The following is a 13,324-nucleotide window of genomic DNA, read 5'->3' on the forward strand; positions in this document are numbered from 1 at the left end:
GATTATAGTATCAAGACACTGGCTAAGCCTAAGAATGACATAAAGCCGACGATATCGGTTACTGTGGTCAAAATAACGGAAGCAGATAGTGCAGGGTCGATATTCATACGTTTTAGCACTAGCGGTATACTGATACCCGATACGTTTGCGGCTGTCATATTAATAGCAATGGCCAAGCCAATGACCGCACTAATTTTGATGTCATGAAACCACAGTTGGGCAATAAATGCCATGATTATTGCCCAAATAATACCGTTTATGGCGCCGACCCACAGTTCTTTGTTTAATAGCCATACACGGTTAGAACCACCGATTTGACCCATCGCCATACCACGGATGACAACTGTCAGTGTCTGAGAACCGGCGATACCACCCATACTAGCGACAACTGGCATAAGTATCGCGAGCGCCACGACTTGTGCCAATACTTCTTCGAATTGTCCAATGACCGCCGCTGCTAATAGCGCGGTACACAAGTTGATGCCTAACCAAACGCTACGACTTTTGGCGCTGGTCAAAATTGGTGCAAACAACTCTTCGTCCTGACTGACACCCGCAAGATTTTTCATGGTGCTATCGACATCATCTTGGATGATTTCCATGATATCCTCACCATTCAATTGACCCACCAGCTCACCATAGCTATTAATCACGGGAGCAAAGCGTATATCTTCTGATCGAAAAATCGCAGCAGCATCTTGGATATCTAGTCGATCATTAATAGTAACAGCCACATCAATCAAGTCGGATACCAGAGTGGTTTGATGATGTTTAATCAAATCTACCAAACTTAATAGTCCGAGTAACTGTTGGCTTTGATCAACGACCAACAGCTCTTGGCTTTCATCATCGAGTAAGTCATCGTTTTCTCGTAGCCAGTTTTGCACTTCTGCAAGCGTGATGTCTTCTCTTACCTGAATAATATCAGGATCCATATAGCTACCGACTTCCCAGTCGACATAGGTGTCTAGCCTGTTGACCTGAACTCGGATATCTTCGTCTAAGGTCGCCATGACTGAGGTTCGCACACTGTCAGTCACTGTATCCAAGATTTCAGAGATATCTTGTGCATCTAGATCTTGGGTAAATAGAGAGATTTCTCTTGAAGAGATGTTCTCCATCAAAGGCTGGCGCGTATCAACATCTAACTCAGCAAGGACTTCACCTTTAATGCTTTCTGGAACCTGCGCCCAGATTAAGAGACGGTTTTGAGTCGGAAAGGACTCTAGTAGGTTGGCAATTTCGTATTCTGACTGTTTTTCTAAAAACTCAGTAATGGCTGTATATGCCTTGTTAGCCACCAATCCTTGCAGATACAGCAGCTTATATTCAGCGTTGTGTTCAGCTGAATTATAATCTATTTGTAGTGAAGAAGGTTGGTCTTGATCAGGCATAGGAGTAGGCATAAAAATTCCTGATTTTTAAAACTGTAAATAGTAGCAATTACTAAAATATTAGGGCGTGTTGAACATTCAAATATTAGGGCTGCTGATCGCTAAAATTGCACTAAACTAGGCGCAAGCCGCCGATAATGTCGAGACCTTAGCTAGGTTTGCAACAACGTTTGGGGTGATTTTAGCATCAGCCCTTCGGGGGAGTACTCTTTTTTGCCAATATATAGCGAAATTGTTTAACCTAAAATGACTAGGCATCAAAAATTTCACTGCATATTGTCTAAAAAATAGTCACTGCCAGCACCACATTTGAATGTTCAACACGCCCTAATTGTTGGCTTAGTTTTGGTCGTATTGTTTAAGTGTGTTGATGCATACTAGGGCGTGTCCTCAATTCAATCGATAGTCATCTAAAAGGGTTAAAAATGGCTAAATCTTGCCAAATGGTGTCAAATAGCTGACTAATATCTCGATATTATCTGCGCTATTTTCCTTGTTTGACTGCAATTTATCTCATTTTTATTACCATTTTTAAAATGAGGACACGCCCTAGCGATTACCTAATAACGCTCGAATATTCGCCAAATATTCATCAGCGACCGCTTCTGGATCTTTGGTCGCTTTTTTCTTTTTGGCTTTGGCAGGCCAGTCGATATGATCCTCTGGTAGCTCCTCCAAAAATCGTGATTCAGAGGTGACACGCATCTGCCCACCTGCACGGCGCTGAGTCGCTAGTGTCAACGTCAGCTCGCGACGGGCACGGGTGATGCCTACGTACATTAAGCGACGTTCTTCTTCGATTGTTTCACTCATAATCGAGTTGCGGTGCGGTAGCATTTCTTCTTCTAAACCCATGATATAAACAAAATCAAACTCCAAGCCTTTTGCGGCATGTAAAGTCATCAAGTTGACTTTGTTGGTATTCTCTTCCTCTTGCTGCTGCTCCAGCATATCCAGTAATACCAGTTTACGAATAATGGTATCAATAGTGCGATCTTCATCTTCTTCCGCGCGGTTAATCAAAGATTGAATACTGGTGTAGAGCATATCGATATTATCGATGCGATTTTTTTCTTGTTGCGGTGTTTTTGAGTCGCTACGCACAAAATCAATATAGCCAGTTTCATCAATCATCTGACGCACGATGGGCACAGGGTCAGGATGTTGGTCTAACTCACGCGTATAATGCTCGATAAAGTCACCGAACTCTTTTATTGTGCCATAAGCCTTCGATGGCAAAACATGAGACAGACCAGCATGGGTACAGGAAGCCAGTAGCGATATGCTGTGCTCCTGCGCAAACAAGCCAAGCTTTTCGAGTGTGGCTGGTCCCATGCCGCGCTTAGGTGTGTTGATAATCCGCAAAAAGGCACTGTCGTCTTCAGGATTCAAAATCAGGCGTAGATAGCCCATAATATCTTTGATTTCACTACGTGCAAAGAAAGACTGACCGCCAGATAACTTATAAGGCACTTGTAACTGTCGCAGCTGTGCTTCTAGCATCCGCGCTTGAAAATTACTACGGTACAGAACGGCGTACTGCTCCCACTCATTACCGAAACGTAGTTTATGCGTAACGATCTCTTTTGCCACGCGCTCGGATTCGTCATCATCATTACGGCAATTAATAATCCGAATTTTTTCGCCTTGACCTTTATCTGACCATAGTTTCTTTTCAAATAAATGCTCGTTATTGGTAATGACGGCGTTGGCTGAAGTCAAAATACGCGTGGTAGAGCGGTAGTTTTGCTCGAGCATGACAATTTTTAGTTTTGGGAAATCTTCTTTTAGCAGTCCCATGTTTTCAGGCTTGGCCCCACGCCAAGCATAAATAGATTGGTCATCGTCACCAACTACGGTAAAGCGACCTTGTGGACCAACTAGATGTTTGATCATCTCATACTGAGCGGTATTGGTATCTTGATACTCATCGACCAGCAAGTAACGAATACGGTTTTGCCACTTATCACGTAGCTCTCTGTTCTCACGCAGTATCTTGGTTGGCAGGACAATTAAGTCATCAAAATCGACTGCATTATAAGCCCGTAAATTACGCTCATATAATGCATATAAAGTAGCAAAAATCATCTCTTCTGGGTCGTCTAAGGTTTCCATCGCTTTGTCGGGTTCAACCAGATCGTTTTTCCAATCGGAAATCATTTTTATTGCTTTGCCAACCAGCTCACGGCTTTCTGCGCCGCTTAGATTGTCACGCATCATCAGCTCCATCAGTAGACGTTTGCTATCGTCACTGTCCATGATGGAAAAATTGCCTTTTAGTGGTGTATGAATCAGCTCATAGCGTAAAAACTGCAGCCCGAATTGGTGAAAAGTTGATACTGTCAAACCGCGCATTTTTTCGCTAGGCAGTAGCTTGCTAACCCGAGCTTTCATCTCACGGGCGGCTTTGTTGGTGAAAGTCACTGCTGTGATACGCTCAGCAGGCATGTCGCATTCTTCGATAAGATAGGCAATTTTGCGCGTAATCACTGACGTCTTACCAGAACCAGCGCCTGCCAGAACCAATAGTGGACCAGAGACATAAAGCATGGCCTCGGCTTGTTTAGGATTAAGTTGACTCATAAGGTGACCTGTAAGACAAAAGCAAAAAAGAAGGTAGTGCTGATAGCAGTATTAAGATATACGCGATGCGTATCACTAAAATGGCTGTCCTAATGATGTTTTAATCAAAAAGTTATTCAATAAAATCAAGTGGGCTATTATAAAGCAAAAGGCAGTACTTTGGGTGAGGAGTTGCATGTCGAAAAAGCGGTTTAGAGGCATCAAACCTTTGCTTTATAAGGCGTCATTACTACTCATGATTGAAAACATGGATTTGGACACAATATAAGGTAACCTATATATCATAACTGTTGTTGCAAAAAACATGTTTTTTTGCATATAAAATGACCGTTCAATACAGTTAAAAACTAGCTTTTAGACGCTGAAATGCGTATAGTACGTAAATAATTTATGCCAGTTGTCTTGTCATTGTTGACGACGTGTAATGAGCTATTAAATCAATTAAGTAAACAAGCCAATATGATATTGATTTAATACGTTTATCTAACGTTGTTACAAGATGGGTTAGGCGACCAGCCATTTTTCCGTAGGTATCTTCGGAAATTCTACCGTTGGTTATGTCTGACATCGTCGTCAATATGCTTGATAATTGGTTGTTACTAGCAAATACCTAAAATGTGACTTAATGACAGTTGCTTCAATACAGTGATTGGAATGACGGTCGCTTTGTGTTTTCGTTTGTGTAATGCCTATCGCTAGACGACCTTGAATAGGTGCGTACTTGCGCTGCGCTTAACACTCGATTGGGTGAGGAGCACGTATTATCATGTCTGCTTTTAGTTGGTCAGCAATCGCTTTTATCTTAGCCGCCATTGGGCTAGTTGTCTTTATGCTAGTCGTACCACGTTTGCTTGGTGGTCGCTCTCAAGGTTCACAAAAAGAAGAAATATTTGAAGCGGGTGTTGTCGGAGCTGGCAACGCCCGTATTCGTTTGTCTGCCAAATTTTATTTGGTGGCTATCTTCTTTGTTATCTTTGATCTAGAAGCGCTCTATTTGTATGCCTACGCCGTGTCAGTGCGTGAGGCAGGCTGGCTTGGTTTTGCTGCGGCTGCCATCTTTATTACTATTCTCATCATCGGTTTAATCTATGAGCTAAGTCTCGGTGCAATGAACTGGGCACCTGCTGATAAGCTGCGCAAAAAAGTACGTCTATACGCAGCACCTGCTGGTTTTAACCTGGCAGACATCACTAAGTTTGACGGTGCTCATGAGTTAATGGTTGATCCCACGGGTAAAGTGCCAGCACAGTCTTCAGGCCAGATTAACGTGTCAAACAATATTGAAATCAATCGTCATCATCTAGAAAACATCGATCACATTAATACCACAGGTAATGTTACTTCTGTGGACTTTGCGGTATCTGATCAAAAAGATAATGTTAAGCGTTAATTATTAAGTTTGTCTTAGTTGGCAACAGCCTATCAAGCGCTAATAGTAGAAGTATGAAGATGTGTTTGTATTGATGATTGCTTATTAATAATAGAAGTTAAGGCGATAGCGAGGACAAGATGATTGTCACACTACGTCTAATATAAAGGTTGTATGTTATGAAATACACATTAACAAAAGCCAACCCTGATGCAGATACTTACCCTGCACAGACCACTCAAACGGTCAATGATCCTATCGAAGACGAAGTCAATAAAAACGTCTTTATGGGTCGTCTCGAAGACCTTGTTCATTCAACAGCAAATTGGGGGCGCAAGCACTCACTCTGGCCATTTAACTTTGGTACGTCTTGCTGTTATGTCGAATATGCCACTACCTTAACCGCTGTTCATGACTTATCACGCTTTGGCGCGGAAGTTATTCGTGCGTCGCCTCGTCAGGCAGATGTGATGATCGTTGCTGGCACGTGCTTTGTCAAAATGGCGCCGGTTATTCAGCGCCTTTATGAGCAAATGCTTGAGCCTAAATGGGTTATTTCAATGGGTGCCTGTGCCAACTCTGGTGGCATGTATGATATCTACTCGGTCGTACAAGGCGTGGATAAAATTATTCCAGTCGATGTGTATGTGCCAGGCTGTCCACCGCGTCCAGAAGCGCTAATCCAAGGTTTGATGTTGTTACAAGAGTCCATTACTAAAGAGCGCCGTCCGTTAGGTGCTTATGTCAACGAGAAAGGTGTCTATCAGCCACAGATGACACCTGAGCGCGATCGTAAGCAAGCAGATCGTATCGCGGTTAAAAACTTGCGTAGCCCAGACAGTATTTAGGCTCGTGCGTTTAGATTAATGGTAATAACCATAGCAACAACGTCAACGTTTTATACGCTCATCACAGTGTAGTTATGATGAATCAGTTATGATTAATGAAGGAATACATCATTCATGGTCACGGTAGTCGAAAACACAGATCCTAAGATCAAACCTGTTCCAGCAGTTATCAAAGAGCTAGAGCATAAGTATGCTGGCAAATTCGTTGTACAGCACACTGTTGATGAGATTCCAACAGTGTGGGTTGCACGTGCTGACTTACTCGACATTCTCTTATTCTTGCGTAAGTTGCCAAAACCCTATGTCATGTTATTTGACCTATCAGCAATAGATGAGCGTCTTCGTCAGCATCGTGCGGGTTTACCTGATAGTGACTTTACGGTGTTTTATCACTTGATGTCACTTGAGCGTAATAGTGATGTGCGGGTCAAAGTTGCATTGAGCGAAGACGATGTAAATGTGCCGAGTGCCACTCAGATTTGGCCAAATGCCAATTGGTATGAGCGTGAAGTATGGGACATGTTTGGCATTGTTTTTACAGGTCATCCGCATCTAACGCGTATCTTATTACCAAAATACTGGGAAGGTCATCCACTGCGTAAAGAGTATCATGCGCGCGCGACTGAATTTACCCCATATTTCTTGAATACTGCCAAGCAACAATACGAGCAAGAGAACTTGCGTTTTGTCCCAGAAGAGTGGGGTATGAAACGCTCAGGTCGTGACGAAGACTTTATGTTCTTGAACATTGGTCCTAACCATCCCTCTGCTCACGGTGCGTTCCGTTTGGTGCTACAGCTCGACGGAGAAGAAGTCGTCGATTGTATCCCTGATATTGGCTATCATCATCGCGGTGCAGAAAAAATGGCTGAGCGTCAAACATGGCACTCATTTATTCCGTATACCGACCGTATTGACTACCTCGGCGGTGTGATGAATGAACTGCCGTACATCATGTCGGTTGAGAAGCTTGCAGGAATTAAGATTCCACCGCGCGCTGAAACCATCCGCGTAATGATGAGTGAGTTTTTTCGTATTACCAATAACTTGTTATTCGTCGGTACCTTTATTCAGGATGCGGGTGGTATGACCCCTGTATTCTATATGTTTACCGATCGCCAAAAAGCCTATGACGTTATCGAAGCAGTGACTGGCTATCGAATGCATCCGGCTTGGTTCCGTATTGGTGGTACTGCTGCTGATCTACCGCGTGGTTGGCAGCGTCTGGTTCGTGAGTTCTTAGACTGGATGCCAAAACGCTTGGACGAGTATGTCAAAGCAGCATTGCAAAACAGCGTGCTTAAAGGCCGTACCCAAGGGGTTGCTCAGTACAATGCAAAGCAAGCATTGGCTTGGGGTGTCACTGGTGCAGGTCTGCGCGCGACAGGCGTTGATTTTGATCTGCGTAAAGCGCGTCCATATATGGGCTATGAGAATTACGATTTTGAAGTGCCAGTGGGTTACAACGGTGATGCTTATGATCGTTGTATGGTAAAAGTCGAAGAGATGCGTCAGTCGTTACGTATCATTCGCCAGTGTATGGATAATATGCCACAAGGCCCTTATAAAGCGGATCATCCACTAGCTGTACCGCCGCCGAAAGACCGTACCTTAAACGATATTGAAACTCTTATTAATCACTTTATCTCAGTATCTTGGGGTCCTGTGATGCCAGCGGGCGAGTGTACGACGATTGTCGAGGCGACTAAAGGTCTAAACAGTTATTACATCACCTCAGATAAGGCGACGATGAGCTATCGTACCCGTATCCGTACGCCGACATTTGCACATTTACAGCAGATGCCGTCAGTGATTAATGGTTCGCTCGTCTCTGATGCCATCATGTATTTGGCATCAATTGATATTGTGATGGCAGATTGTGATCGCTAACGCTTTGATTTAAGCCTAGTGCTTTGAGTGAAAAATTATAGTTATTAAAAAGACACATATTATCAATATATCATTGCCGAATGGCACACCAAAATGCTGATATGTTGCGGTATAGCGATATTCATAAGTCTGTTAAGGCTATTGCTATTCGGTGATGAAGTGTGATGAGTGAGGACAGATAGAAAACTATGAAAATTGTTTCCGATAAAATGCCAAAAGTAGATGTGGAAAGCATTCTCACTAGCGAGGAAATTGCGTCTATCCATGAGTTTATGCACCATTATCCACAAGCCCGTGCTGCCTCACTAGATGCACTAAAAATCGTGCAGAAGCGTAACGGTTGGGTAGATGATGCGCAGGTGAACGCCATTGCTAATATTCTAAATATTCCAATGTCAGATATGGATGGGGTCGCTACTTTCTTTAACCGTATTTATCGTCAGCCTGTTGGTCGCCACGTTATCCTTATTTGTGATTCAGTGGCTTGTTTTTTGACAGGCTATGAGGCGTTATCGGCTGAAATTAGATCGCAGCTGGGTATTGAATATGGTCAAACAACGGCAGATGGGCGCTTTACATTATTGCCAATTTGCTGCTTAGGTAACTGTGATAAAGGGCCTGCTGTGTTGATTGATGAAGACACGTATGGTCCCGTCCAACCCTCCGAGGTCGCGCAATTATTGGAGCTATACGCATGAGATTAACGCTTTCAGAGCAGATTGCTCAACGTAGCCAAGGCAAAGCACCAAGCCAGCTTAATGAGCAGCGCATTCCAATTTATGGTGATAAAGCCACAGCCACTAGCGAAACCAAACCGTTAACGTGGCGTCTAGCACATCATGATGCGGTGCTAGATCTGGCCACTTACGAATCTCTAAAAGGTTTTGATGGCTTAAAGCAGGCCTTAAGTCAATCGCCTAAAGCCGTCGGCGATATGATTAAAGCTGCTAACGTCAGAGGTCGCGGTGGTGCAGGCTTTAATGCTGGTTTGAAATGGACGTTTATGTCACCGCCAGATGGTTTACCTCGCTATCTTATCTGTAATGCCGATGAGATGGAGCCGGGTACCTTTAAAGACCGTCTATTAATGGAGCGTCTACCGCTTCAGTTGATTGAAGGTATGCTTATTACCGCGCATGCAATTGGTGCAACCGATGGTTATATCTTTATTCGTGGTGAGTACATTTTGGCCGCTGAGCGTTTGGTTGCTGCCATTGATGAGTGCTTGGCTAACAACCTCATGGGCGATAATATTTTAGGCTCAGATTTTAGTTTTAACCTGCATGTGCATACGGGTGCTGGACGCTATATTTGCGGTGAAGAAACGGCACTTATTAACTGTCTAGAAGGCCGACGTGCCAACCCACGTACCAAACCGCCTTTCCCGCAAATTTCTGGTGCGTGGGGCCGCCCAACCGTTGTCAATAACGTTGAGACCTTGAGCAATATGCCCGCCATCTTAAACCATGGCGTAGAGTGGTACCAGTCGCTATCGGATATCAAAGGTACTAGCAAAACACCAGGTACTAAGCTATTTGGCTGTTCAGGATTGGTCAATGATCCTGGTCTGTGGGAATTGCCCTTTGGTTATACCGCACGCGAAATCATTGAAGGTTTGGCGGGCGGTATGATTGATGGTAAAACGCTTAAAGCATGGCTACCAGGTGGCGCATCGACTGACTTTTTAACAGCCGAACATTTAGATGTCATAGTAGATTTTGACACTATTCAAAAAGCTGGTAGTCGTATGGGTACAGGACTGATTATGGTGGTGGATGAAGCACAAGATATGGTGCCACTGGTTCGTAATCTTGAGGTTTTCTTTCAGCGTGAATCTTGCGGTTGGTGTACACCATGCCGTGATGGTCTGCCGTGGGGTGTTAAACTGCTTACTGCCATCAATGATGGTGAGGGGCAGACAGGTGATTTGGAAAAATTAGAGGGCCTTACACGTGACTTATGGATTGGTAAAACTTTCTGTGCGCATGCGCCAGGTGCGATGGAGCCACTAATGAGTGCGATTAAATATTTCCGTCCTGAATTTGATCAAAAAATCGCGCAGGCGGTTGGTGTCGATATTATTGATGCTGCAGCCAACCAACAGCCAGTAGTGAAATAAGGAGAGCGGCATGGCAGTCATACATATTGATGGAACCACTGTCGAAGTAGATAGCGCAGATAACTTGTTACAAGCTTGTTTATCGCTCGGCATTGATGTGCCTTATTTTTGTTATCATCCAGCTCTTGGTTCAGTAGGATCGTGCCGTCAGTGTGCGGTCAAGCAGTTTCAAAACAAAGAAGATATGGAAGCGGGTCGCGGTCGTCTCGTGATGTCATGTATGGTCGCCCCTGGCGATGACATGTACATCTCGGTCACTGATGATGAAGCCAAAGCATTCCGTAAATCAATGGTTGAGCTACTCATGACCAACCATCCACATGACTGTCCAACTTGTGAAGAGGGTGGACATTGTCATCTGCAGGATATGACCTATATGTCTGGTCATAATCGTCGTCGCTATCGATTTACCAAACGCACGCATCACAACCAAGAGCTTGGTCCGTTCATCGCACATGAGATGAACCGTTGTATCGCTTGCTATCGCTGTGTACGTTTTTACAAAGACTATGCGGGCGGCGAAGATTTAGGCGTCTATGGCTCAAACAACCGCGTCTATTTTGGTCGCGACCAAGATGGTCAGTTTGAGAGCGAGTTCTCAGGCAACTTAACCGAAGTGTGTCCAACAGGTGTTTTTACTGATAAAACGCATTCTGAGCGTTACAACCGTAAATGGGATATGCAGTATGCGCCAAGCGTTTGTCATGGTTGTTCGGCTGGTTGTAACATCTCACCAGGTGAGCGTTATGGTGAATTGCGCCGTATCGAAAACCGCTATAACGGTGAAGTAAACCGCTATTTCTTATGTGACCGTGGTCGCTTTGGCTATGGCTATGTCAACCGTGACGATCGTCCTACCCAAGCGCTTGAACGTATCAATGATAAGCATGTCAAAATAAATATCGATTATGCACTTGATGAAACCATCAAACGTATCAAAGATAAAAAAGTCATTGGTATTGGCTCACCTCGTGCCAGTCTAGAGACCAACTTTGCGCTAAAAAACCTGGTGGGCTTTGATAAGTTTTCAACTGGTTTGAACCATCAGCAGCAAGCACTGGTCAATAAATGCATCGAAGTATTGAGTACTGAAGGCATTTATAATCCTAGCATGACAGATATCGAAAGTTATGATGCGGTATTGGTATTGGGTGAAGATATCACTCAAACCTCATCACGTGTTGCATTGTCAGTACGCCAAGCCGCAAAGAACGAAGGCCTAAAAATGGCGGCAGCATTAAAAACGCAGCCGTGGCTTGCAGAGCCTGTTAAACGTATTGCTCAAGATGCCTTAAGTCCTGTCTATGTCATCGATGTGACTCAGACTAAGCTCGAAGACATCAGTAAAGTCAGCGTAGTCGCAACGCCTGAAGATATCACTAAGCTTGGCTTTAAGGTTGCTGCTGAGATTGCTAGTTTCGCTGATGATTTATTAGAAATAGTAGATCCACAAGCGGCTGAGCAAGATGCTCATGTTGATACTAGTACTGATGCCAGTAATGAGACTGATGGGATGCAAGCGTTGGCGCAGCAAATCGCTTATGACTTGATTCAAGCGGATAAGCCACTGGTTATCTCGGGTAGTAGCTTATCGTCTACCGCATTGATAGAAGCAGCGGCGCAGATTACTCAAGCATTGACGCAAAAACGTTCAGCAATTAAAGCGACTGAACAGCATCAAGTTGAGGCTCATAATGCTCAAGTTCGTGATGAGCAAGCGCAAATAGAAGATAAAGAGCTATCTGCTAAACCAAACAAGCCTGAAACTGGTGCTGATACAGAAACGCAAGACAATATAGAACGCGCGCCTGCTAAAGAACTTGAGCTGAAAGAAGTAAACAATAAGTATCAGGCGCAAGCAGGTATCTACTTAACAGTTACCGATGCCAATAGCATGGGTGTTTGCATGCTCGGTGGACAATCAGTAGAAGAGTTGCTAGCCACTGATTTTGATGTGGTTATTGTCGCTGAAAATCAACTGACTGATGCTATCGATGCCAATAAATTGACGCAGCTATTATCTGATAAGACCGTCATAGCATTGGATCATCAGCTACTTGATTGGCACAAAGATGTCGATATCGTATTACCTGCGGCAAGCTTTGCTGAAGCAGATGGTACGCTAATCTCTGCTGAAGGCCGTGCGCAGCGTTTCTTCCAAGTTTATGACAATGAATATTATCATCCGATGAGTAGCATCAAAGAAGGCTGGCGCTGGTTACATGCAGTGCATAGTAGCATTGAAGGTCGTGATGTTGATTGGACACAGCTAGATGATGTCATCAAGGCATTAATCGCTACGCATCCTAAGCTTGCTGGTATTAAAGGTGCTGCTCCTGATGCTGATTACCGTATGACTGGTCTTAAAATTGCTCGTCAGCCACGCCGCTATTCAGGTCGTACCGCTATGCGTGCGCCGATATCCGTGCATGAGCCGATGCAGCCAAAAGATTTAGACACCGGTTTGACCTTCTCAATGGAAGGTTATAGCGGTAAGCAAACGCCAAGCTCGATGATTCCTTTTGCCAGTGCGGCAGGTTGGAACTCACCACAAGCATGGAACAAGTACCAAGACAAAGTTGGCGGCCATCTGAAAAATGGTGATCCAGGCGTACGCTTATTTGATCAGCTAGCACGTCTAGAAACACGTCAATATATTGCGCCAGAAGCAATGTCTGTGACGACAACTGATATGCAACAAGGACAAGCCAAGTTGGTGCCTATCCATAATATTTATGCTAGCTCGATGATGGCCTCACGCAGTCCAATCGTCGCAGAGCAACTACCTGTGGCTACATGGCGTATCGGTATGGATGATGCTAAGGACTGGAATATTGCTAATGGCGATTATTTGGCAATTGAGATTGATAAGCAACAAATCACCTTGCCTGTACAGATTGTTGGTTATTTAGCAGAAGGTTGTATCGGTTATCCAGTCGGGCAGGTGAGTATCATTCATCCATCGATGCCAGCGTCTGTACGTAAAGTTGATGCACCAATCACTATGATGGGCAGCATGGCTAATGACAGCACTTTGATAAATAATGGTGCTGGCAATGGCACTAACAATAACGATGCAGCGCAGATAAACGCAGCGCCTACCACCACACAGGAGGTGTAA

At 44.2% G+C, this 13,324-nt stretch carries 8 protein-coding genes; 6 read left to right on the top strand and 2 right to left on the bottom strand.

Annotated features, from left to right (window positions below; translation table 11 throughout):
* Positions 1-2: 2 nt before the first annotated feature.
* The gene (gene mgtE, locus ACT3QP_RS01935; protein ID WP_444524266.1) at positions 3-1,406 is read right to left on the bottom strand and encodes a magnesium transporter; all 1,404 of its coding nucleotides are present in this window, start codon (positions 1,404-1,406) and stop codon (positions 3-5) included.
* A 537-nt stretch (positions 1,407-1,943) separates the two neighbouring features.
* Positions 1,944-3,977, bottom strand: coding sequence for a UvrD-helicase domain-containing protein (locus ACT3QP_RS01940; protein WP_444524267.1), 2,034 nt, complete (start codon positions 3,975-3,977; stop codon positions 1,944-1,946).
* A gap of 766 nt (positions 3,978-4,743) precedes the next feature.
* Here ACT3QP_RS01940 and ndhC point away from each other — a divergent pair.
* The 6 genes from ndhC to nuoG all read left to right on the top strand — a co-directional run bounded on the left by ndhC (position 4,744) and on the right by nuoG (position 13,324).
* Positions 4,744-5,367, top strand: a complete 624-nt coding sequence (gene ndhC / locus ACT3QP_RS01945; RefSeq protein WP_444524268.1) for an NADH-quinone oxidoreductase subunit A — start codon at positions 4,744-4,746, stop codon at positions 5,365-5,367.
* 158 nt (positions 5,368-5,525) lie between these two features.
* Positions 5,526-6,194 (top strand): NuoB/complex I 20 kDa subunit family protein, encoded by a 669-nt coding sequence (locus tag ACT3QP_RS01950; protein ID WP_444524269.1) that lies wholly within the window; start codon positions 5,526-5,528, stop codon positions 6,192-6,194.
* Between the two features lie 114 nt (positions 6,195-6,308).
* A complete protein-coding gene (nuoC, locus tag ACT3QP_RS01955) occupies positions 6,309-8,084 on the top strand; it encodes an NADH-quinone oxidoreductase subunit C/D (protein WP_192519282.1) in 1,776 nt (591 codons plus the stop codon).
* 188 nt (positions 8,085-8,272) lie between these two features.
* Complete coding sequence (gene nuoE, locus ACT3QP_RS01960) at positions 8,273-8,782, top strand: NADH-quinone oxidoreductase subunit NuoE (protein ID WP_192519281.1); 510 nt, start codon at positions 8,273-8,275, stop codon at positions 8,780-8,782.
* The gene (gene nuoF / locus ACT3QP_RS01965; protein WP_444524270.1) at positions 8,779-10,203 is read left to right on the top strand and encodes an NADH-quinone oxidoreductase subunit NuoF; all 1,425 of its coding nucleotides are present in this window, start codon (positions 8,779-8,781) and stop codon (positions 10,201-10,203) included. Before nuoE ends, nuoF begins: the two co-directional genes overlap by 4 nt.
* Before the next feature lie 10 nt (positions 10,204-10,213).
* Entirely contained in the window at positions 10,214-13,324 is a 3,111-nt protein-coding gene (gene nuoG, locus ACT3QP_RS01970) for an NADH-quinone oxidoreductase subunit NuoG (protein WP_444524271.1), read from the top strand.

This window comes from Psychrobacter sp. AOP7-B1-24 (assembly GCF_052376215.1).
In the GTDB taxonomy this organism is placed as follows: Bacteria; Pseudomonadota; Gammaproteobacteria; order Pseudomonadales; family Moraxellaceae; genus Psychrobacter.

Excerpts from the sequence above, each read along its gene's own strand:
- ACT3QP_RS01950 (WP_444524269.1), top strand. The coding sequence starts at position 5,526 with ATGAAATACACATTAACAAAAGCCAACCCTGATGCAGATACTTACCCT.
- nuoG (WP_444524271.1), top strand. The coding sequence starts at position 10,214 with ATGGCAGTCATACATATTGATGGAACCACTGTCGAAGTAGATAGCGCA.
- mgtE (WP_444524266.1), bottom strand. The coding sequence starts at position 1,406 with ATGCCTACTCCTATGCCTGATCAAGACCAACCTTCTTCACTACAAATA.
- nuoF (WP_444524270.1), top strand. The coding sequence starts at position 8,779 with ATGAGATTAACGCTTTCAGAGCAGATTGCTCAACGTAGCCAAGGCAAA.
- ACT3QP_RS01940 (WP_444524267.1), bottom strand. The coding sequence starts at position 3,977 with ATGAGTCAACTTAATCCTAAACAAGCCGAGGCCATGCTTTATGTCTCT.
- nuoC (WP_192519282.1), top strand. The coding sequence starts at position 6,309 with ATGGTCACGGTAGTCGAAAACACAGATCCTAAGATCAAACCTGTTCCA.
- ndhC (WP_444524268.1), top strand. The coding sequence starts at position 4,744 with ATGTCTGCTTTTAGTTGGTCAGCAATCGCTTTTATCTTAGCCGCCATT.
- nuoE (WP_192519281.1), top strand. The coding sequence starts at position 8,273 with ATGAAAATTGTTTCCGATAAAATGCCAAAAGTAGATGTGGAAAGCATT.